Annotated in this window: 21 protein-coding genes; 5 read left to right on the top strand and 16 right to left on the bottom strand. The window is 72.8% G+C overall.

Annotation, left to right across the window (positions count from 1 at the left end):
- Positions 1-19: 19 nt before the first annotated feature.
- Positions 20-1,189 (bottom strand): helix-turn-helix domain-containing protein, encoded by a 1,170-nt coding sequence (locus AB0E19_RS36260; RefSeq protein WP_362188686.1) that lies wholly within the window; start codon positions 1,187-1,189, stop codon positions 20-22.
- Positions 1,190-1,497: 308 nt separating this feature from the next.
- Here AB0E19_RS36260 and AB0E19_RS36255 point away from each other — a divergent pair, with 308 nt between their 5' ends.
- Positions 1,498-2,220, top strand: coding sequence for a DUF4232 domain-containing protein (locus AB0E19_RS36255; protein WP_362188683.1), 723 nt, complete (start codon positions 1,498-1,500; stop codon positions 2,218-2,220).
- Between the two features lie 41 nt (positions 2,221-2,261).
- Here the strand turns inward: AB0E19_RS36255 and AB0E19_RS36250 are convergent, their stop codons facing one another.
- On the bottom strand, positions 2,262-2,534 hold the full coding sequence (locus tag AB0E19_RS36250) for a DUF1876 domain-containing protein (RefSeq protein WP_362188704.1): 273 nt from the start codon (positions 2,532-2,534) through the stop codon (positions 2,262-2,264).
- 178 nt (positions 2,535-2,712) lie between these two features.
- Here AB0E19_RS36250 and AB0E19_RS36245 point away from each other — a divergent pair, with 178 nt between their 5' ends.
- A complete protein-coding gene (locus tag AB0E19_RS36245) occupies positions 2,713-3,573 on the top strand; it encodes a DUF4253 domain-containing protein (protein WP_362188680.1) in 861 nt (286 codons plus the stop codon).
- A gap of 141 nt (positions 3,574-3,714) precedes the next feature.
- On the opposite strand, the gene hemB is transcribed toward AB0E19_RS36245, so the two are convergent.
- From hemB to AB0E19_RS36215, 6 genes are all read right to left on the bottom strand, one after another.
- On the bottom strand, positions 3,715-4,719 hold the full coding sequence (gene hemB / locus AB0E19_RS36240; RefSeq protein ID WP_362188677.1) for a porphobilinogen synthase: 1,005 nt from the start codon (positions 4,717-4,719) through the stop codon (positions 3,715-3,717).
- Positions 4,720-4,910: 191 nt separating this feature from the next.
- Positions 4,911-6,581 carry a uroporphyrinogen-III synthase gene (locus tag AB0E19_RS36235; protein ID WP_362188674.1) on the bottom strand — a complete coding sequence of 557 codons (1,671 nt, stop codon included), beginning with the start codon at positions 6,579-6,581 and terminating at the stop codon, positions 4,911-4,913.
- Positions 6,578-7,561, bottom strand: a complete 984-nt coding sequence (gene hemC / locus AB0E19_RS36230; RefSeq protein WP_362188671.1) for a hydroxymethylbilane synthase — start codon at positions 7,559-7,561, stop codon at positions 6,578-6,580. The genes AB0E19_RS36235 and hemC overlap by 4 nt, the downstream gene beginning before the upstream one ends.
- Positions 7,558-8,913: a glutamyl-tRNA reductase gene (locus AB0E19_RS36225; RefSeq protein ID WP_362188668.1), complete on the bottom strand. Its 1,356-nt coding sequence runs from the start codon at positions 8,911-8,913 to the stop codon at positions 7,558-7,560. The genes hemC and AB0E19_RS36225 overlap by 4 nt, the downstream gene beginning before the upstream one ends.
- Positions 8,910-9,683 (bottom strand): redox-sensing transcriptional repressor Rex, encoded by a 774-nt coding sequence (locus tag AB0E19_RS36220; protein WP_360609552.1) that lies wholly within the window; start codon positions 9,681-9,683, stop codon positions 8,910-8,912. The genes AB0E19_RS36225 and AB0E19_RS36220 overlap by 4 nt, the downstream gene beginning before the upstream one ends.
- A 272-nt stretch (positions 9,684-9,955) precedes the next feature.
- Positions 9,956-10,246, bottom strand: a complete 291-nt coding sequence (locus AB0E19_RS36215; protein WP_362188664.1) for a glutaredoxin family protein — start codon at positions 10,244-10,246, stop codon at positions 9,956-9,958.
- Between the two features lie 93 nt (positions 10,247-10,339).
- Here AB0E19_RS36215 and AB0E19_RS36210 point away from each other — a divergent pair, with 93 nt between their 5' ends.
- From AB0E19_RS36210 to AB0E19_RS36200, 3 genes are all read left to right on the top strand, one after another.
- Positions 10,340-11,308 carry an HAD-IB family hydrolase gene (locus tag AB0E19_RS36210; protein WP_362188661.1) on the top strand — a complete coding sequence of 323 codons (969 nt, stop codon included), beginning with the start codon at positions 10,340-10,342 and terminating at the stop codon, positions 11,306-11,308.
- A 445-nt stretch (positions 11,309-11,753) separates the two neighbouring features.
- Complete coding sequence (locus AB0E19_RS36205) at positions 11,754-12,545, top strand: ECF subfamily RNA polymerase sigma factor, BldN family (protein ID WP_169094351.1); 792 nt, start codon at positions 11,754-11,756, stop codon at positions 12,543-12,545.
- A 355-nt stretch (positions 12,546-12,900) separates the two neighbouring features.
- A complete protein-coding gene (locus AB0E19_RS36200) occupies positions 12,901-14,157 on the top strand; it encodes a DUF5667 domain-containing protein (RefSeq protein WP_362188656.1) in 1,257 nt (418 codons plus the stop codon).
- Between the two features lie 60 nt (positions 14,158-14,217).
- On the opposite strand, the gene AB0E19_RS36195 is transcribed toward AB0E19_RS36200, so the two are convergent.
- The 8 genes from AB0E19_RS36195 to AB0E19_RS36160 form a co-directional block, all read right to left on the bottom strand.
- Positions 14,218-15,255: a lysophospholipid acyltransferase family protein gene (locus tag AB0E19_RS36195; protein WP_362188653.1), complete on the bottom strand. Its 1,038-nt coding sequence runs from the start codon at positions 15,253-15,255 to the stop codon at positions 14,218-14,220.
- A 15-nt stretch (positions 15,256-15,270) separates the two neighbouring features.
- Complete coding sequence (locus AB0E19_RS36190; protein ID WP_362188650.1) at positions 15,271-16,335, bottom strand: NAD-dependent epimerase/dehydratase family protein; 1,065 nt, start codon at positions 16,333-16,335, stop codon at positions 15,271-15,273.
- Positions 16,336-16,488: 153 nt separating this feature from the next.
- A complete protein-coding gene (locus AB0E19_RS36185) occupies positions 16,489-16,587 on the bottom strand; it encodes an AURKAIP1/COX24 domain-containing protein (protein ID WP_003948845.1) in 99 nt (32 codons plus the stop codon).
- A gap of 152 nt (positions 16,588-16,739) precedes the next feature.
- Positions 16,740-16,949 (bottom strand): helix-turn-helix domain-containing protein, encoded by a 210-nt coding sequence (locus tag AB0E19_RS36180; protein ID WP_030495139.1) that lies wholly within the window; start codon positions 16,947-16,949, stop codon positions 16,740-16,742.
- Between the two features lie 127 nt (positions 16,950-17,076).
- Positions 17,077-17,892 carry a phosphatase gene (locus AB0E19_RS36175; RefSeq protein WP_362188645.1) on the bottom strand — a complete coding sequence of 272 codons (816 nt, stop codon included), beginning with the start codon at positions 17,890-17,892 and terminating at the stop codon, positions 17,077-17,079.
- 83 nt (positions 17,893-17,975) lie between these two features.
- Positions 17,976-19,151, bottom strand: coding sequence for an acetoin utilization protein AcuC (locus AB0E19_RS36170; protein ID WP_362188642.1), 1,176 nt, complete (start codon positions 19,149-19,151; stop codon positions 17,976-17,978).
- The gene (locus AB0E19_RS36165; protein WP_362188639.1) at positions 19,120-20,316 is read right to left on the bottom strand and encodes an MFS transporter; all 1,197 of its coding nucleotides are present in this window, start codon (positions 20,314-20,316) and stop codon (positions 19,120-19,122) included. The genes AB0E19_RS36170 and AB0E19_RS36165 overlap by 32 nt, the downstream gene beginning before the upstream one ends.
- 43 nt (positions 20,317-20,359) lie before the next feature.
- On the bottom strand, positions 20,360-21,007 hold the full coding sequence (locus tag AB0E19_RS36160; protein WP_362188636.1) for an HAD family hydrolase: 648 nt from the start codon (positions 21,005-21,007) through the stop codon (positions 20,360-20,362).
- Between the last annotated feature and the right edge of the window lie 106 nt (positions 21,008-21,113).

Here is a 21,113-nt window from a genome sequence, read left to right as displayed (position 1 = left end):
CGCTCCCGGGGCGGGTGGGTCACTGCTGAGCGACCCACTCGCCCTTGTCGGGCCAGTAGCCGTAGACCGTACGTCCCTCGATGGCGTGCGTACGGAACGGCTGCCCGCCGTCGTCGATCCGTACGGTCCCCTTCCGGTCCCCGGTGCTCCACTCCAGCTCCAGGTACCAGGCGACGGCGTGCTCCTCGGTGTGGACGTCGAGGTTGAGGACCTCCGCGTCCCCGGTGGCGACCTGGTACGGGAAGTCCTTCGCCGGCACCACCCGGTCCCCGTCCTGCCCGGCGACCGCCTTCACGTACGGCCGGGGCGCGTCGAGGTCGACGTCGAAGGTCTGCGGGGTGATCCCGCTGCCGCAGCCGTCGCCCATGGAGTACGCCGTCATGGCCGGCGGCCGGTCCCGCTCGACGACCCGGACGCGGAGCCGCGACAGCACGACGGGGTCCCGGGTGCGGCCGGTGACGGTCACCTGGAGCTGCATGTGCCCGCCGTCGATCCCGCCGAGCGCGCGGGCCCACGGGCGGGTGTCCTGCGGTGGGGGCGGCGGCGGCACGTGCTGCGGCTTCTGGTCGAGGACGTAGTACTGCCCGCAGGGTTCGGCCCAGTTGTACGAGCTGATGCCGGCGTTGAGCGGAGCGGACACCGGCGGCGCGGCGGAGCCCCCGCGCGGCTCCTTCTCCCCGTCCCGCACCACCAGATAGGCACCGGGCACGGCGAGGGCCACGACGGCGACCGCCGCCACCGCGGCCGACGCCCCCGTGAACCGCGCCCTGGGCGCCGGCTCCGGTGACGCCACGACGACGACCTCCGCCTCGCCGGCGGGGGAGGGCTCAGAGGGCTGGGCAGGCTCAGAGGGCTGGGCAGGATCGGGGCGGTTGGAGGGCTCCGAGGGCTTGGTGGGTTCGGAGGGCTCCGAGCGCTGGGCGAGCGGCGCCGTCTCCCCGCTCCGTCCCCGGGCCTCGTCGGCGACGATCCACGCGCGATGGAGCTCGACGAGCTCCTCCCTGGTGGCACCGCACAGCCGGCCGAGCCGTTCCACGGGGGCGAAGTCGGTCGGGACGGCGTCACCGTTGCAGTACCGGTGCAGGGTGGACGTGCTGACGTGGAGCCGCTTGGCGAGCGCTCCGTAACTCAGCCCCGACCGCTCCTTCAGCCCCCGCAGCAGCCCGGCGAGCCGGTCCCCCGTGTCCATCCGTCGCTCCCCCATCGCTGGTCGGCGTCCCAGGAACGCGTTCCGGGCGACGTATGTCTCCCCAGGTCAGAGGGGGTGGAAGCGTTCCAGCGTCCCTCATTGTCCCGCGTCGATCGACACCGGGTCACACCGGCTCGCAGCATGGAGCCATGCCGAACAGCCGCGTCGCCGACGCCCTGGCAGTGACGGTGCTGATCATCTGCACCGCGATCGTCATCACCCTCCTCGACGGCCGCTGAACGACCGGCCCACCGACCCACCGGCCCACGCACCGGCCCACCCATCGATCCGCCCACGGGGGAACCACCATGCGCTCGTCCATCCGTACCCTCACCCTGCCCGCCGCCGCGCTCATCGCGGCCCTCGCCCTCAGCGCCTGCCAGTCGTCCGACCAGGAGGCGGCGGCCCCGGCCCCCGCGAAGCCCGCCCCGACCACGGCTGAGCCCACGGCCGCGACCACGCCCACGCCCACAACCGCGACCGAGCAGCCCACGACGGCCCCGACGAAGGCACCGGCGACCAAGACCCCGGCGACTGCGACGGCCACGGCGACGACGGCCCCGCGGAAGACCACCGCACCGCCCACGAAGCCCGCGCCCCAGCCCGGCGCCACGAGCGGGACCCCCTCCCTGCGCCCCTGCACCGCCGCCGACGTGAAGGTCGTGGCGAGCAAGGTGAGCCGACCGATCAACCACCTCGCCCTCACGATCACGAACCTCGGCGACCGCACCTGCCTCGCCCTGAACGCGCCCCTGGTCGGCTTCGACCACAGCCAGGCGCCGATCGCGATCGTGGAGGACAGCAAGCCGCAGGCCGTGGTGACCCTGGCCCCCGGGGCCTCGGGCTACGCCTCCCTGATCCTCACCGGGGAGCCGGGCGAGGACACCCACGGCACGACCGTCCGCACGATCAAGGTCAACCTGACCGCGGACAGCATGGTGACGCTCAAGGCCCCGGAGGGCACGTACGTGGACGACGGCGCCGCCGTCTCCTACTGGCAGCAGGAGCTGGAGGACGCCCTCCAGTACTGACCCGCGCGTACAGACCCGTGACCGGGACGGGAGCCGACCGTCTACCGGTTGATCGGGTACGACTTCCGGCCGGACACCTCGTCGATCTCCGCGTGCGCCTTCTGGAGGAGCTGCGAGGCCAGGTCCATCAGGGCCCGGGCGCCCGCGATCTCCTCGCCGACCCTGAGCTGTTCGGGATCGGCGGGGTTCCGGTGGGCGGTGCCGTGGGCCCGGAACTCGGTGCCGTCCGAGAGCCGGACCATGGCGGCCGCCCGCGTCCGGTCACCCTCCTCCTTGAACTCCGTCTCGATGTGCCATCCGACCAGCGTGTGCATCATGAGGACCACCTCCGGGGAGGTACCTGTCGGGTACCTCTCCAGGGTGCGCCGTACCACGCGCCCCCACCACTCGCCCTCACCACGCGCCCCCACCGCTCGCCCCACGCGCACCACCCGCCCCGGAGATGGGTCGAAGCGTACGGGCGCTGTCAGTGCCGCCCCGTACGTTGCGGACATGGCGATGATTCCGAACCAGTTGCCCCGGCTCGCGTCCGACCCGTCCGGCCGGTCCCTCGGCCTCGACCTGCCGCCCGGCGCCCTCACCGGCCCGGCGGACGACCCGTACCTCTGGGCGGGCCACGGCCCCGCCGGCCCCGGCGCCTGGGCGGCCCTGCGCCCGGCGGCCCGCACGGCGGGCCTGCTGCCGGTGCTGCTGGGCGGGGACCGCGGCCCGGAGGAGTGGGATCTGGAGCCGGAGATGACGAGCGACCCGGCGGAGCACGACGCCGAGGACGTGCTCGCCGGGTTCTGGGAGGACTACGCGGACTCCGAGGTGCCCGAGGAGGAGCGGGACCCCCGGGTGACCGCAGTCGTCGAGGAACTCTTCGGCGAGCAGCCCGGATACGCGGAGCTGCTGGCCCCCTTCGCGGCAGGCTGGCCGGGCCTGGGCCCGGCACTGCCGCCGCGCACGGACCCCGACCGGGCCGCGGCCGGCCTCGCCGGGACCCTGACCGCGCCGGGCTCCTGGCTGGCGGACGCCCGCCCGGCGCTGGTCCGGGCGCGGCGCAGCGCCGACATACCGGCGGCCATCGGCTGGACGGGGCCGCTGAACCACGAGGACGACGTGGCTCGGCTCTCCGCCGTGCTGCGCTCCTGGGAGGACCGTTTCGGCGCCCGCGTCGTCGCGCTCACCTCCGACCAGCTGGTGGTGTCGGTGGCCGCACCGCCCCGGACGGCGGAGGAGGCCGAGGCGGTGGCGGCGGAGCACTTCGCCTTCTGCCCGGACGTCGTCACCCAGGGCGACCACGACACCCTGCGCGCCTACGCCCGCGAGGCGCTGGTGGACGCCCCGGCATGGAGCTTCTGGTGGGACTAGAAGCGGACCGGAGCCCGGACGCGGACCGGATCCCGGACACGCACCGGAGCCCGGGCACAGAGGGGATCCCGGACACAGAGCGGATCCCGGACACGCACCGGATCCCGGACGCAGAAGCGGATCCCGGCTAGCGGATCCCGGCTAGCGGGCCCCGGCGGAGAGCATCCGCGCGGCCTCGGTGGCCCAGTAGGTGAGGATCATCCGGCCGCCGGCGCGGCGGATGCCGGTGAGGGTCTCCAGGATCGCCTTGTCGCGGTCGATCCAGCCCTTCTCGGCGGCGGCCTCGACCATCGCGTACTCACCGCTGATCTGGTAGGCGGCGACGGGTACGTCCACGGCCTCGGCGACCTTCGCGAGCACGTCCAGGTACGGGCCGGCGGGCTTCACCATCACCATGTCCGCGCCCTCCTCCAGGTCCAGCGCCAGCTCGCGCATCGACTCGCGGAGGTTGGCCGGGTCCTGCTGGTAGGTCTTGCGGTCGCCCTTGAGGGAGGAGCCGACGGCCTCGCGGAAGGGGCCGTAGAAGGCGGAGGAGTACTTCGCGGTGTACGCGAGGATCGACACGTCCTCCTTGCCGATCGTGTCCAGCGCGTCGCGGACGACGCCGACCTGGCCGTCCATCATCCCGGAGGGGCCGACGACGTGGACGCCGGCGTCGGCCTGGACCTGCGCCATCTCGGCGTAGCGCTCCAGGGTGGCGTCGTTGTCGACCCGGCCGTCCTCGTCGAGGACGCCGCAGTGGCCGTGGTCGGTGTACTCGTCGAGGCACAGGTCCGACATGATCACGAGCTCGTCGCCGACCTCGGCGCGGACGTCGCGGATCGCGACCTGGAGGATCCCGTCCGGGTCGGTCCCGGCGGTCCCGAGCCCGTCCTTCTTCGCGTCCTCCGGCACACCGAAGAGCATGATCCCGGAGACCCCGGCCTCCACCGCCTCCACGGCGGCCCGGCGCAGCGTGTCCCGCGTGTGCTGCACGACGCCGGGCATGGCCGCGATCGGCACGGGCTCGGTGACGCCCTCGCGGACGAACGCGGGCAGGATCAGGTCGGCCGGGGAGAGACGGGTCTCGGCGACCATCCGGCGCATGGCGGGCGTCGTCCGCAGCCGCCGCGGCCGCGCCCCCGGAAAGCTTCCGTACGAGTTCATACGAGCGAGGCTACGCCCGCCCCCCGCCCCCACTTACCGACACGGTGTTGCCGCCGCACCCGCCGCACCCGCCGCCCCGGGCGGGCCTGCCTGCCGGCCCGCCCGCCCGCAACGGAACGGCGGCGCCGCAGCACGCGAAAGGTGCGGGCCCCCGCACCAACGGGAACCCGCACCCACCTCACCTCACCGCACTACGTGGTGCGCCGCCTCCGCGCCCCCGGGCGTCGCTCGCTCGGGCGCGTCACCGGGTCGCCCGCCTCCAGCGCCGCCTCCCGGCGCCGGATGCCGAACTCCGCCAGCGCCTCCGCGAGCTTGTGCACGGACGGCTCGGGCGACAGCACGTCGACCCGCAGCCCGTGCTCCTCCGCCGTCTTGGCCGTCGCCGGCCCGATGCAGGCGATGACGGTGACGTTGTGCGGCTTGCCGGCGATGCCGACGAGGTTCCGCACGGTCGACGACGACGTGAAGAGCACCGCGTCGAAGCCGCCGCCCTTGATCGCCTCGCGCGTGTCCGCCGGCGGCGGCGACGCGCGCACGGTCCGGTAGGCGGTGACGTCGTCGACCTCCCACCCGAGCTCGATGAGGCCCGCGACCAGCGTCTCGGTCGCGATGTCGGCCCGCGGCAGGAAGACGCGGTCGATCGGGTCGAAGACCGGGTCGTACGGCGGCCAGTCCTCCAGGAGCCCCGCGGCGGACTGCTCGCCGCTCGGCACGAGGTCCGGCTTCACGCCGAAGTCGACCAGCGCCGCGGCCGTCTGCTCGCCCACCGCCGCGACCTTGATCCCGGCGAAGGCGCGGGCGTCGAGCCCGTACTCCTCGAACTTCTCGCGCACGGCCTTGACCGCGTTCACGGACGTGAAGGCGATCCACTCGTACCGTCCGGTGACGAGCCCCTTCACGGCCCGCTCCATCTGCTGCGGGGTCCGCGGCGGCTCGACCGCGATGGTCGGGACCTCGTGCGGCACGGCGCCGTACGAGCGCAGCTGGTCGGAGAGCGACGCGGCCTGCTCCTTGGTGCGCGGCACGAGCACCCGCCAGCCGAAGAGCGGCTTGGACTCGAACCACGAGAGCTGGTCGCGCTGCGCCGGGGCGCTGCGCTCGCCGACCACGGCTATCACCGGCCGGTGGCCCTCGGGGGAGGGGAGCACCTTGCCCTGCTTGAAGACCTGCGCGATCGTCCCGAGGGTCGCCGTCCAGGTCCGCTGGCGGGTGGTCGTGCCGGCGATGGTGACGGTGAGCGGGGTGTCCGGCTTGCGGCCGGCGGCCACCAGCTCACCGGCGGCCGCGGCGACCGCGTCCAGCGAGGTGGAGACGACGACGGTGCCGTCGGAGGCGCCGACCTCGGCCCAGCACCGGTCGTCGGCGGTCCGCGCGTCGACGAAGCGGACGTCGGTGCCCTGCTCGTCGCGGAGCGGCACACCGGCGTACGCGGGGACGCCGACCACGTTCGCGACGCCGGGCACGACCTCGAAGGGGATGCCCTCGGCGGCGCAGGCGAGCATCTCGGCGCCCGCGTTCCCGTCGAGGCCGGGGTCGCCGGTCACCGCACGGACGACCCGCCTGCCGCCGCGCGCGGCCTCCATGACAAGATTGGCCGCATCCCTCAACACGGGGACACCGGCGGCTGTTGACGCCTCGTCAACAACCGTCAGCTCAGGCGTGCTCACGCCCGCGCGCGCATGGCCGCGGACGACTTCGAGGACCTCCGGCTCGGCGATCAGGACGTCCGCTCCGGCGAGGGCCTCGACGGCCCGGAGGGTCAGGAGTCCGGGGTCGCCTGGTCCTGCGCCGAGGAAGGTGACGTGGCCGTGGCCCGCGAAGACGGGGGACACGGGGCTGGTGGTCGGGCTGGTGGGGCTCAAAGTCGCTCCCCCATAAGACCGGCCGCACCCTTGGCGAGCATCTCGGCCGCGAGTTCGCGTCCGAGCGCCGCCGCCTCGTCGTACGAGGTGGGTACGGGACCGGTGGTGGACAGCTGCACCAGCGTCGAGCCGTCGGTGGTGCCGACGACGCCGCGCAGGCGCATTTCGGTGACAACCTGCCCGTGACCGGGGGCGTCGGCGAGGATGTCGGCGAGCGCTCCCACGGGTGCGCTGCAGCCGGCCTCCAGGGCGGCGAGCAGGGTTCGCTCGGCGGTCACGGCGGCCCGCGTCTGCGGGTCGTCGAGGGCGGCGAGCGTGGCGACGAGGTCGGAGTTCGACGCCGGGCATTCGACGGCCAGGGCACCCTGGCCGGGGGCGGGCAGCATGAAGTCGACCGGCAGGTGCTCGGCCGACAGACCGCCGAGGAGCTCCTCGGTGCCGCCGATGCGGTTGAGTCCGGCGGCGGCGAGGACGACGGCGTCGAGCTCGCCCTTGCGGACGTAGCCGACGCGGGTGTCGACGTTGCCCCGGATCGGGACGCAGGTCAGGTCGAGGCCGTGGCTGCGGGCGTACGCGTGCAGCTGGGCCATCCGGCGCGGCGAGCCGGTGCCCACGCGGGCGCCCTTGGGGAGCCGGTCGAGGGAGAGGCCCTCGCCGGTGATCAGGACGTCGCGAGGGTCCTCGCGCTTCGGGATCGCGGCCAGCACCAGGTCGGGGTGCTGGGCCGTCGGCAGGTCCTTCAGGGAGTGGACGGCGAAGTCGACCTCGCCGTCGAGCAGCGCGTCGCGCAGGGCCGCGACGAAGACGCCGGTGCCGCCGATCTGCGCGAGGTGCTCACGGGAGGTGTCCCCGTACGTGGTGATCTCCACGAGCTCGACGGGCCGGCCGGTCAGCTGCCGGACCGCGTCGGCCACGTGCCCGGACTGGGCCATGGCGAGCTTGCTGCGCCTGGTCCCGAGCCTCAGTGCCCTCTCGGTCATACTCGCCCTCGGTTCTTGACGTCGGCGTCATTCAGGTCGGCCCGGGAGACGGAAGCCACCGTCTCCGGGTCGAGGTCGAAGAGTGTCCGCAGCGCGTCGGCGTACCCGGCGCCGCCGGGCTCGCTGGCGAGCTGCTTGACCCGCACGGTCGGCGCGTGCAGGAGCTTGTCGACGACGCGGCGCACGGTCTGGGTGATCTCGGCGCGCTGCTTGTCGTCGAGGCCGGGGAGGCGGCCTTCCAGGCGGGCGACCTCGCTGGCCACCACGTCGGCGGCCATGGTGCGCAGGGCGACCACGGTCGGGGTGATGTGGGCGGCGCGCTGGGCGGCGCCGAAGGCGGCGACCTCGTCGGAGACGATGGAGCGGACCTGGTCGACGTCGTTGGCCATGGGGGCGTCGGCGGAGGCGTCGGCCAGCGATTCGATGTCGACGAGCCGGACACCGGGGATCCGGTGGGCGGCGGCGTCGATGTCGCGGGGCATGGCGAGGTCGAGCAGGTGGAGCGGCTCGTCGCGGCCCTCGGCGACCGCCTCGATCGCCTCGCCGGTGAGGACGAGTCCGGTGGCTCCGGTACAGGAGACGACGATGTCCGCCCGGCCCAGTTCGTCGCCGACGGCAACCATCGTGGCCGCGCGCGCGGCCACGCCCGTACCTCCGGGCTCGGCGAGGATCTCGGCGAGGCGCTCGGCGCGGGCGAGGGTGCGGTTGGCGATGACGATCTCGGCGACCCCGGCGCGGGCGAGGGTCGCGGCGGCCAGCGAGGACATCGAGCCGGCGCCGATGACCAGGGCCTTCTTGCCGCGGGCCCAGCTCTCGACCTCGGTGTCCTGGGCGAGCTGCTCCAGACCGAAGGTGACGAGCGACTGCCCGGCCCGGTCGATGCCGGTCTCGCTGTGGGCGCGCTTGCCGACCCGCAGCGCCTGCTGGAAGAGGTCGTTGAGGAGCCGGCCCGCGGTGTGCTGGACCTGGCCGAGGGCGAGGGCGTCCTTGATCTGGCCGAGGATCTGGCCCTCGCCGACGACCATGGAGTCGAGGCCGCAGGCCACCGAGAAGAGGTGGTGGACGGCCCGGTCCTCGTAGTGCACGTAGAGGTAGGGGGTGAGCTCGTCCAGGCCGACGCCGCTGTGCTGGGCGAGCAGCGTGGACAGCTCGGCGACGCCGGCGTGGAACTTGTCGACGTCGGCGTAGAGCTCGATGCGGTTGCAGGTGGCGAGGACGGTGGCCTCGGCGGCCGGTTCGGCGGCGAGGGTGTCCTGGAGGAGCTTGGTCTGGGTGTCCGCCTGCAGCGAGGCCCGCTCCAGGATGGAGACGGGGGCGCTGCGGTGGCTCAGCCCGACGACGAGGAGGCTCATGCCGGCATCACCGCGGGGGCGTCCCCGTCGGGTCCCTTGCGACCGCTGTCGGCGGTGGTGCGGGCGGCGGGCGGCGCCGCGGGCGGGGCGGTCTCCTCGCCCGGCTCCTCGCCGGCCTTGCGCTGCTCGTGGAAGGCGAGGATCTGCAGCTCGATGGAGAGGTCCACCTTGCGCACGTCGACGCCGTCGGGCACGGAGAGCACGGTCGGGGCGAAGTTGAGGATGGAGGTGACGCCGGCGGCGACGAGCCGGTCGCAGACCGCCTGGGCGACGCCGGCCGGGGTCGCGATGACGCCGATGGAGACGCCGTCCTCGGCGATGATCTTCTCCAGGTCGTCGCTGTGCTGGACGGGGATCCCGGCGACCGGCTTGCCGGTCATGGCGGGGTCGGCGTCGATCAGCGCGGCGACACGGAAGCCCCGGGAGGCGAAGCCGCCGTATCCGGCGAGCGCGGCGCCGAGGTTGCCGATGCCGACGATCACGACCGGCCAGTCCTGGGTCAGGCCGAGCTCGCGGGAGATCTGGTAGACGAGGTACTCGACGTCGTAGCCGACACCGCGGGTGCCGTACGAGCCGAGGTAGCTGAAGTCCTTGCGCAGCTTCGCGGAGTTGACGCCGGCCGCGGCCGCGAGCTCCTCCGAGGAGACCGTGGGTACGGAGCGTTCCGAGAGCGCGGTCAGGGCGCGCAGATACAGCGGAAGGCGGGCGACGGTGGCCTCGGGAATTCCTCGGCTACGGGTCGCCGGTCGGTGAGTTCGGCCAGTTGCCACGGTGCTCCTGCGGGATGAGCGGGGCTGCAGGCGGCCATATGTCCCAGGACCGCCCCGTCGAATGCAGGCTATGTCTTTGTGAACGCGTGCACAAAGATGGTGTCCGTTTTGTCTGCCCAAAGTGACCGGGGTCACGCGACCGGTTATCGACGGTACGGAACCGTCACACGGTGCGACGCGTCGAGATCCCGAAGGGGGCAAAGCCGCACACTCTCCTCACGACGTGACCCCCGAAAGCCAACAAAACGTCCACGATGGTAACCGGCTTTCGGTCAGGCACCCAGTTCGCGCCGGAGCCGATCGGCGTCCACCCGCCAGAAGGTGTGCTGCTCCCCGTCCACCAGGACGACGGGGATCTGCTCCCAGTACTCCTTGTGGAGCGCCTCGTCCTGGAGGATGTCCCGCTCCTCCCAGCGCGCCCCTGTCTCGGCGCAGACGGCCTCGATCACCGCCCGGGCGTCGTCGCAGAGATGGCACCCCGGCTTCCCGATCAGCGTCACGGTCCGCGCGGCCGGATCCTTGGCCGCGTCCTTCTTCTTGGTACGTCCGAACATGCCGTCCATTGTCCCGCCCGGTCACGGCGGTGACCCGCACTGTTCACACGACGGCATCCCCACAAGTCGGGAGGGACCGAACAGACTGGCTATGCTCCAGACATGGCCGCTCTGGGATGGCTCACCCCCCGTAGGCGCTCCGCCACCGCGCGCAGCGTCCTCGCAGGCGAGGCCGCCGCCGAGGCGGCCCGCAAGACCTCGCTCCAGCTGGAGCGGGAGCGCGAGGAGGAGGCCGCCGCCCTCGAAGCGGCCGAGGCCGCCGAAACCGCGCCCGAGGAGCCCGAGTTCCCCGTCGTGGGCGACGTCCGGGCCGCCGCCTTCTTCGACCTCGACAACACCGTGATGCAGGGCGCCGCGATCTTCCACTTCGGCCGCGGCCTGTACAAGCGGAAGTTCTTCCAGCGCCGCGAACTCGCCCGCTTCGCCTGGGCGCAGGTCTGGTTCCGGCTGGCCGGCGTCGAGGACCCGGCCCACATGCAGGAGGCCCGCGACAGCGCGCTCTCCATCGTCAAGGGCCACCGCGTCTCCGAACTGATGTCGATCGGCGAGGAGATCTACGACGAGTACATGGCCGACCGGATCTGGCCGGGCACCCGCGCCCTGGCCCAGGCCCACCTCGACGCGGGCCAGAAGGTCTGGCTGGTGACGGCCGCCCCGGTCGAGACGGCCACGATCATCGCCCGCCGCCTCGGCCTCACCGGCGCCCTCGGCACGGTCGCCGAGTCCGTCGACGGCGTCTACACCGGCCGCCTGGTCGGCGAGCTGCTGCACGGCCCGGCCAAGGCCGAGGCGGTACGCGCCCTGGCCGCCGCCGAGGGCCTGGACCTCGCCCGCTGCGCCGCGTACAGCGACTCGCACAACGACATCCCGATGCTCTCGCTCGTCGGCCACCCGTACGCGATCAACCCCGACACCAAGCTGCGCCGGCACGCCAGGGACCTGGAATGGCGGCTGCGCGACTACCGGACCGGCCGCAAGGCCGCCAAGATCGGCATCCCGGCCGCCGCGGGCCTCGGCGCCGTCGCCGGCGGCACCGCCGCCGCGGTCGCCCTGCACCGCCGCCGCCGCTGACCGCGCCCGTACCCGAACGCCCCGCCGCTCACGGAGAGCCACACCCGTGGCGATACGTTTCGGCTGCGATCATCTGCGACAACCACGGACCAGCGGGACTCACCCGTCCGTGGTCGAACAGCTCCCGCACACCCCGACTCCCGGGCATTCCCGCGCCCTTACCCAGGAGCGGCGGGGCTCACTCTCCCCTACCGCACATGAGCACAACGCAACGCCGACGCAATCACACTCGGAAGCCACTCGATCAATAACCGATCACGAAGTGCGACTTGATCTGCTTGCAAGCGGTAACAGAACCGACGTAATCGATGATTTGAGCAACTGGGTGTAGCGCTGCCTGTACGAAGCGTTATTCTCCTCAGACGCACAGCGGAACCCTCCCGTCGCCACGACGAGTGAACGGATCCGCACTGCACGTGATGGAAGCTCTGCCTCTGGGAGTCCCGTGTACCCACACGTCGGGGTTGACGCCTCGGGCCTGGCTACGCTGCGCGCAACGGTCCTCGACCACTTGCGTGGCTTCGTCCCCACCGCGTACGTCGGTCCTGCGCCCGCCTTCGCCTTCGCCGCACCGGCACCGGCCGGCCCTTGCTATGCCCTGGCCGACGGCGGTGCCGCCGTCGGCAGACGGGGCGCGCGCGGCGGCGCCGGCAACTCGACCGCCGCCCGACGCCCCACCGCCGACAGCGACAGCGCCCGGATGATGGATCTGGTCGAGCGCGCTCAGGCGGGCGAGGCCGAGGCCTTCGGCCGGCTGTACGACCAGTACAGCGACACCGTCTACCGCTACATCTACTACCGCGTCGGCGGGAAGGCGACGGCGGAAGACCTCACCAGCGAGACCTTCCTGCGCGCCCTGCGCCGGATCTCCACCTTCACCTGGCAGGGCCGCGACTTCGGCGCCTGGCTGGTCACCATCGCCCGCAACCTCGTCGCCGACCACTTCAAGTCCAGCCGCTTCCGGCTGGAGGTCACCACCGGCGAGATGCTCGACGCCAACGAGGTCGAACGCAGCCCGGAGGACTCCGTCCTCGAGTCCCTCTCCAACGCCGCGCTCCTCGACGCCGTCCGCCGCCTCAATCCCCAGCAGCAGGAGTGCGTCACCCTCCGCTTCCTCCAGGGCCTCTCGGTCGCCGAGACCGCACGGGTCATGGGGAAGAACGAGGGCGCGATCAAGACCCTCCAGTACCGGGCCGTCCGCACCCTGGCCCGACTCCTGCCCGAGGACGCCCGCTGACGGGACCGGCCCCACCGTTCCCGGACCGCCGACCGCCGCCGCCCCTCTCCCCGCCCCCCACTCCCCTCCCGTGTCCCCTCCCCCACAGAAGTCACTTGTTCCCCTCACCCACACCTCTCCCCCCACGCCACCACTGCCCGTCTCACATCACAGTCGGTGACGCTTCGATGACGCACTGGTCCGATCATCTTTCGCGCGTAACCCAAGTGCCGCGCCGCTCGTTGTGCGAAATGCAGGCTCCCTGTGGTCACGCCCTGCCTGCGGATACTCACTCGTTCGTGTGGATCCGCTCAAGGCGGGCAACCTTCCGGACCCCTTGGGGAGTCGACCGTCATGACGAGAGGAGGTGCCGCCAGTGATCGCGAACGTGCACCGGCGGGCGAACGCCTTCGCCCAGGCCCTGGAGGACCGGGCGCCCGAGGGCGAGGCGGCCGACCGGCCCGACGCCCCGGCCGACACGGGCGACCAGGGACGGCTTTTGGCCTTGGCGAGCGGACTCGGCGACCTGCCGAAACCCGAGCTCGACCCCGAGGTCAAGGTGGTGCAGCGAGCCCAGCTCGTCGCCGCCATGGAGGCGATGTTCGCCCAGGGGACGGCCGCCGCGGGCCCTACCGTCCCGGAGCAGCGGAGCACCAGGGGCGCCCACCGGGCATCCCCCCTGCGCAAACTCCGCCCGCGCAGCCGCTGGACGAAGGGGCTCGCCGCCGGCGGCCTCACCGTCGGGGTGGCGGCCGGAGCCTTCGGGGGCGTCGCCGCCGCCAGCTCCGACGCCCTCCCCGGTGACTCGCTCTACGGCCTCAAGCGCGGCATGGAAGACCTCAAGCTGGGCATGGCCGACGACGACGCCGACCGCGGGGGCATCTACCTCGACCAGGCGTCCACCCGGCTCAGCGAGGCCCGCCGCCTCATGGAGCGCGCCCGCGCCGGCGACCTCGACCACGAGTCCCTCAGCGAGATCCGGCGCGCCCTCGGCGGCATGAAGCACGACGCCGAGGAGGGCCACCGGCTGCTCCGCCAGGCCTACGACCGGGAGGGCGAGCTCGCCCCCATGGCCCGGCTGAACTCCTTCGCCCAGGCCCACCGCGACACCTGGAACGGCCTGCGCGACCGCCTCCCCGTCCAGCTCACGGACGTCGGCGAAGAGGTCAGCGGCGTCTTCGACGCCATAGACCAGGAAGTCGAGCCGCTCCAGTCGATGCTGCCCCGCACCTTCGAGAAGGGCGTGGCCGACCCCGGCTCCAGCAGCAGCCCCACCGCCCGGCAGAACCAGCCGGGCACGGACACCAGGCAACCCACGACCACCCAGGGCACCCCGTCCCAGGACGGTCACTCCGCCACCGCCCCCCGCCCCAGCGGCACCACCCAGGGCGTGGGCACCGGCACCACGACCGGCACCGGCACCACCCCGAGCCCGGGCGCCGAGACAGGCACCACCGCCCCCGAGGACGACGGACTCCTCGGCGGCAACACCGGCGGCCTCCTGCCGAGCCCGACGGGCACCACCGCCCCCGAGGAGGAGCAGGTGACCCCCACTCCCCCCGACGTCACCATCCCGCCACTCCTGCCGGGCCTCCTTCCAGGCCTCGGCATCGACAGCGAGGACGCTCGCTGACAAGAGGAAGGGGCGCCCCCACGGACGGGGGGCGCCCCTTCCTCCATTCCCGCACGACCCTCAGAAGAACACCGACCGCCGCTGCACCAGCAGCTTGTAGAGCGTGTGCTGGATCTGCTCGCGGACCTGGTCCGTCAGGTTGAACATCAGCATCGGGTCCTCCGCCGCCTCCGGCGGGTAGCCGTCCGTCGGGATCGGCTCCCCGAACTCGATCGTCCACTTCGTCGGCAGCGGCAGCATCCCCAGCGGCCCCAGCCACGGGAACGTCGGCGTCACCGGCACGTACGGCAGACCGAGCAGCCGCGCCAGCGTCTTCGCGTTCCCGATCATCGGGTATATCTCCTCGGCGCCCACGATCGAGCAGGGCACGATCGGCACCCCCGCCCGCAGCGCCGTCGAGACGAAGCCGCCCCGGCCGAACCGCTGGAGCTTGTACCGCTCCGAGAACGGCTTCCCGATCCCCTTGAAGCCCTCCGGCATCACGCCGACGACCTCCCCGGCCTTCAGCAGCCGCTCCGCGTCCTCCGCGCACGCGAGCGTGTGCCCCGCCTTCCGGGCCAGCTCGTTGACCACCGGCAGCACGAAGACCAGGTCCGCCGCGAGCAGCCGCAGATGCCGGCCCGCCGGATGGTGGTCGTGCACCGCCACCTGCATCATCAGCCCGTCCAGCGGCAGCGTGCCGGAATGGTTGGCGACGATCAGCGCCCCGCCCTTCTCCGGGATGTTCTCGACGCCCTTCACCTCCACCCGGAAGTACTTCTCGTACAGCGGGCGCAGCAACGACATCAGCACCTGGTCGGTCAGCTCGGCGTCGTACCCGAACTCGTCGACCTCGTACTCCCCCGTGACCCGCCGCCGCAGGAACGCGAGCCCGCCCGCGAGCTTCCGCTCCCACCCGGCCCGCCCGGTCTCCTCCGGGTCGGACTCCGCCACGGGCTCCGGGGCGGGCGCCTCGTCCGGCACCTCCCGCGCCCCCGGCAGCGCCCGTACGGCCGCCGGACCGCCGGTCCCGGCACCGGACGGCTCCTCGGGCCGGCCCGGCCGCCGCCGGGCCCGCGAACGGTCGTCGTCGAAAGGAATCACCTTGGCGTCCGCCATCGCTGTCGCCGCTCCTCAGGCACCGTCGTGAGAGTCAGGAGAAGGAACCGCCCCCGGGACGACCCGGCCCGCCAGCCGGTCGACCGCCCCCGCGAGCCGCTCCGGCGGCAGCAGCCCCGGCCCCCGGCTCGCCGCGAAGTCCGCGAAGGTCTCCGCCGTCGAGTATCGCGGCCGGAAACCCAGCACCTCCCGCAGCTGGACGGTCGACACGACCCGCCCGTGCGTGAGGAGCCGGATCTGCTCGGGCGCGAAGTCCGTCAGCCCCACCGTGCGCAGCGCCGAGCCGACCCAGGTCACCGCGGGCAGCAGCACCGGCACCGTCGGCCGCCCGAGCCGCCGCGCGCACTGGGACAGCAGCAGCACCCCGTCGCCCGCCACGTTGAAGGTCCCGCTGTTCAGCGACGCCCGGCGCGGCTCCTGCGCCACGAGCCGCAGCACGTCGATCACGTCATCCTCGTGGACGAACTGGAGGCGCGGGTCGTACCCCAGGACCGTCGGCAGCACCGGCAGCGACAGGTACTCGGTCAGCGGCGACTGCACCCGGGGTCCCAGAATGTTCGCGAACCGCAGCACGCACACCGCCACGTCCGGCCGCCGCCGGGCGAAGCCCCGCACGTACCCCTCGACCTCGACGGCGTCCTTGGCGAAACCCCCGCTCGGCAGCGACTTCGCCGGCGTCGTCTCGGTGAAGACCGCCGGGTCGCGCGGCGCGGAGCCGTACACGGCCGTACTGGACTTCACGACGAGCCGGCCGACCCTCGGCGACTGCTGGCAGGCCCCGAGGAGCTGCATGGTGCCGATGACGTTGGTCTCCTTGACCGCCGTCCGGCCGCCGGCGCCCAGCGCCGTCCCCGTCACGTCGAGGTGCACCACCGTGTCCACCTCGTGCTCCGCGAGGACCTTGGCGATGGCCGGCCGACGGATGTCCGCCCGGACGAAGTCGGCGGCCCCCAGCGGATGCGCGGGCTCCACCGCGTCCACGGCCACCACCCGCTCCACCTCCGGGTCCCGCTGGATCCGCCGCACGAAACGGCCCCCCAGATGCCGGGCGGCACCGGTGACGAGCACGACCTTGCCCAAGATCAGCGCCTTCCGTCCGAACTTCCGTCCGTCTTTCCGTAGCCGCCACCGTAGCGCCTGAGCATTTCGGCGCAATGAAAACGTGGCCCTCCACCGCTGACGGTGAAGGGCCACGTCTTCTCACGCACGGGAAACCGCTCGCGCGGCCGCCGCTTACTTCTTGTTGCGACGCTGAACGCGCGTGCGCTTGAGCAGCTTGCGGTGCTTCTTCTTGGCCATCCGCTTGCGCCGCTTCTTGATAACAGAGCCCACGACTACCCTCGCTCACTTCTTCTCACTGGTGCGGGGCGTCTGGGCCCACACGACCTACGAGGGGTCAGCCTACCGCCCCTGGCACCACACGAGTAATCCGAGGGCCGGACGCGGCTCACCGGCCGTTCGGCCGCAGGTCGGCCGCGCGCCCCCTACGCGGTCCCCACCCCCACGTACGACTCCCTCAGGTACGCGTGAACCGCCTGCTCCGGGACCCGGAAGGACCGGCCCACCCGGATGGCCGGCAGATGACCGCTGTGCACCAAGCGGTACACGGTCATCTTCGATACGCGCATCACCGCGGCGACTTCCGCCACGGTCAGGAACTTGACCTCGTTGAGAGGCCGATCGCCAGCAGCCATGACCCACCTGTACCTTCCGCCGCGACGCCCACCGGCTTCCCCTCCGGTGACTCTTCGTCGTCGAACGCTCACGCATCAGCCTAGGGGCGGGTGGTGCGAGTGGGGAAGAGGAGCCCCTATCGCCCGTTTACCGTGACAGACACGCTCGATTGAGTACATAGCGCGTGAGGGGACGGTAGTACGCCGAGGGCACGCCGTCATCCAGCGGGACGGCCACCGCCACCTGTCCCTCGGCCTCCCCGACGAAGAGCGCCGGATCGTCGGTGTCGGCCAGCCCGATCGCCTCGACACCCAGCTGACCAGCACCGCAGACCCAGCCGTGGTCGCCCACGACCAGCTCCGGCAGCGGCCCGCCGGCCTCCGCGGCGCTCTCCAGGGCGGCCCGCACGGGCAGCGCCGAGTGGGAGTGCGCCCCCGGCTCGCGCCCGCCCTCCGACGGCCCCGCCTCCCGTACGAACGCGACGCCGCGTACGTAGTCGAGGACGTACGTGCGTAGACCGAACCGGGTCGTTATGTCGACACATCGCCCCTGCGCCGGGGTGAGTACGTCACATCCCGCCGCCGACAGGGCGTCTGCGAGCGCGACGTAGAAACCGAGCAGCCGGTGTGGATGCCCGGTCCCGAACAGCACCGGAGCCCGCCGCGCCGCCGCCACCGCCAGCCGCCCGGCGAAGGCGTCCAGGCCACGCAGCGTCCGCTCCGGATCGATCGCGTCCGGCCCCGAGCGGTACGCCGGATCCCCCGACACCCCGCACCTCTCCGCCATCAGCCGCAGCAGGTCCGCCTCGCCCCAGCCGCCGGCCGGCACGAGCCCCAGCGTCACCCGAGGGTCCCGCGCGGCGAAGAGCCGGTAGCTCCGCAGGCTCTCCTCCCGCGAGGTCGCCACCGTCCCCGCCAACCCCGCCGCCAACAGATGCGCCCGCAGCGCCCCGGTACTCAACACCCTCACGATGCTGCCGGATCACCACTGTCGGGGCGTCAGAATCCGCTGTAGGCCGCACAGTTGGCGTAACAGGGCGGTACGGGTCAGGCGAGCAGCCCGCGCAGCGGGAAGGCCGCCTTCCGGGTCGCGAGCACCGCCTGGTCGAGGCGGTCCGCCGGGTCGTAACCGGCCGTCCAGTCACGGAAGTCCACCGGCCACCGCCCGTCCGTCATCCGCCCCGGACCCAGCTGCCGGGTCCGCGCGTACACCTCGTCCCGCCACGAGGACGGCACCACCGTCTCGGGCGCCACGGGCGCGTGCGCCGCGATCCCCACCAGGTGCGTCCACGACCGCGGTACGACGTCGACCACGGCGTATCCGCCGCCGCCGAGCGCCACCCAGCGGCCGTCCGCGTGGGCGTGCGCCAGCTCGTGGCACGCCTCCTGCACGGCCCGCTGCGCGTCCAGCGACACCGCCAGGTGGGCCAGCGGGTCGTCGAAGTGGGTGTCCGCCCCGTGCTGGGTCACCAGGACCTGCGGCCGGAAGTCGGCGAGGAGCTCCGGCACCACCGCGTGGAAGGCCCGCAGCCAGCCGGCGTCCCCGGTGCCGGCGGGCAGCGCCACGTTCACCGCGCTCCCCTCGCCGGCCCCGGCCGCGCCGGTCTCCTCCGGCCAGCCGGTCTGCGGGAACAGCGTCCGCGGATGCTCGTGCAGCGAGATCGTCAGGACCCTCGGGTCCTCCCAGAACGCCGCCTGCACCCCGTCCCCGTGGTGCACGTCGACGTCCACGTACGCGACCCGCTCCGCGCCCAGTTCCAGGAGCCGGGCGATGGCCAGCGAGGCGTCGTTGTAGACGCAGAAACCGGCCGCCCCGCCGGGCATCGCGTGGTGCAGCCCGCCGGCGAAGTTCACCGCGTGCCGCGCCTCGCCCCGCCACACGGCCTCCGCCGCCGCCACCGACTGCCCGGCGATCAGCGCGGACGCCTCGTGCATCCCCTCGAACGCCGGATCGTCGACCGTCCCGAGCCCGTACGCCTGGTCGGCGTGGCGCGGATCGGCGGAGGCGGCCTTCACGGCGGCCAGGTAATCCTCGCGGTGCACGAGCCGCAGTGTCGAGTCCCCGGCCGGCCTGGCCGCCACCACGTCCACCGCCCGGTCGAGCCCGAAGGCACGGACCAGGCCCATGGTCAGTGCGAGCCGTACCGGGTCCATCGGGTGCTGGGGTCCGAAGTCGTACCCCGTGACAGCTTCATCCCACATCAACAGTGCGCGGCCGCTCATGACCGCCACCGTATCGGGCCTCCCTCGCGCCGAACGACGTGGCATACACCACGGTCACCAGGACGAGCACCATCGGCACCACCATGGCCCCCCGGTAGCTCCAGGCGTCCCCGAGCGCCCCGACCAGCGGCGAGCCGACGAGGAAGCCGACGTAGTTGAAGACGTTGAGCCGCGCGACGGCCGCGTCGCTGTTCTCCGGGAAGAGCCGCCCGGCCGCCGCGAAGGTCTGCGGCACGATCACGCTCAGCCCGAGTCCGAGGACGGTGAAGGCCGCGATCCCCACCCACGCCGACGGCGCCACCGCCACCAGCGCGAACCCGCACGCCGCGAGCACCGCCCCGGCCCGCACGACCGCCGACGCCCCGAAGTACCGCACCCCCAGGTCGCCCACGGCCCGCCCGAGCAGCGTCGTCACCATGTACGCGTTGTACGGGACGGTCGCCGCCTCCTCGGAACTGCCGAGCACGTCCTGGAGGTACTTCGCCGACCAGTTGGAGACCGTCGAGTCCCCGATGTACGCGAAGGTCATCACCAGGCACAGCGGCAGCAGCAGCCTGAACGACGTCGCCCCGCCCCTCGCCTCCCCGCTCCCGTCCGGCGCGGGCTTCCCGTCGACGTACCACCGGCTGCCGAAGTACGCCGCCGGCGCCAGCACCACGACGACCGGCAGGTAGGACCAGAACAGTGTCAGGTGCCAGTGCGCCCCGGCCCAGGCCAGCGAGGCCCCCGCGATCCCGCCGAGGCTGTACGCGGCGTGGAAGCCGAGCATGATGCTCCGGCCGTACGTCCGCTGGAGGCTCACCCCCAGCATGTTCATGGAGGCGTCGAGCGCGCCGACCGCGAGCCCGAACACCCCCAGCGCCAGGGCCGCCGTCCACAGGGCGTCCCCCGCCCCCACGCCGAGCAACGCGAGGAGCACGACGGGCTGGGACCACCGCAGCACCCGCGAGGGCGCCACCCGGGCCACGACCTTCTCGGTCGCCACGCTCGCGACCCCGGCGAGGATCGGCACGGCGGCCAGGAAGAGGGGCAGCAGCCCGTCCGAGATCCCGTACCGGTCCTGGATCCCGGGTATCCGGGTCACGAGCAGCGCGAAGGCCACGCCCTGGACGAAGAAACTGAGGGCCAGGGACCCCCGCCCCCGCCGCAGCCGCACATCGGTCATGGCCGCACAGCGTAGGCCCGCCGCCTACCGATGGGTAGATGGATCACAGACCCAAAAGGGCGGGCAGTTCCTCCATCCGCGAGAAGAACCCCCGTGCTCCCGCCAGCCGGTCCCGCGGTGTCATCGCCGTGAACCCGTACACGTCCATACCGGCCGCGACGGCCGCCTGCACCCCGAGCCTGCTGTCCTCGACGACGACGCACCGCTCGGGCGCCACCCCCATCCGCGCGGCCGCGTGGAGGAAGAGGTCCGGCGCCGGCTTGCCCCGCCCCACGTCCTCGGCGCTGTAGACGAGCTCGTCGGGGAAGTAGGCGTCGAGCCCGGTCTTCCGGTGACCGACCCGGATCCGCTCGTGACTCCCGGACGAGGCCACGCAGTACGGGACTCCGTCGGCGACGAGCCGCTTCAGCACGTCCACCGCCCCTTCCACCGGCTCCAGTTCCTCCTGGAAGGCGGCGAAGACCCGTGCGTTGAAGGCCGAGTCGAAGTCCTCGGGCAGCCGCTGCCCGGTCCGCTCCCGCACGAGGTCGTGGATCCGGTGCATCGCGGACCCCATGTAGTCACGGACGGATTCCTCGTACGTGGTGGGGTGCCCGAGCTCGGTGAGGTAGCCGGCCAGCAGACGGTTGGAGATCGGCTCGCTGTCGACGAGCACACCGTCGTTGTCGAAGATGATCAGGTCATGGCTCATGCGCCCAGCCTAGAACGCAAAAATGCCTCAACCCCCGGACATGGTCCGGGGGTTGAGGCTAAAAATTGTTCGGCGGCGTCCTACTCTCCCACAGGGTCCCCCCTGC

This window comes from Streptomyces sp. NPDC047974, from assembly GCF_040653375.1.
Lineage (GTDB): Bacteria > Actinomycetota > Actinomycetes > Streptomycetales > Streptomycetaceae > Streptomyces.
Note: the sequence above shows the minus strand (reverse complement) of the source record. Positions and strands in the feature narration are given on the sequence as shown.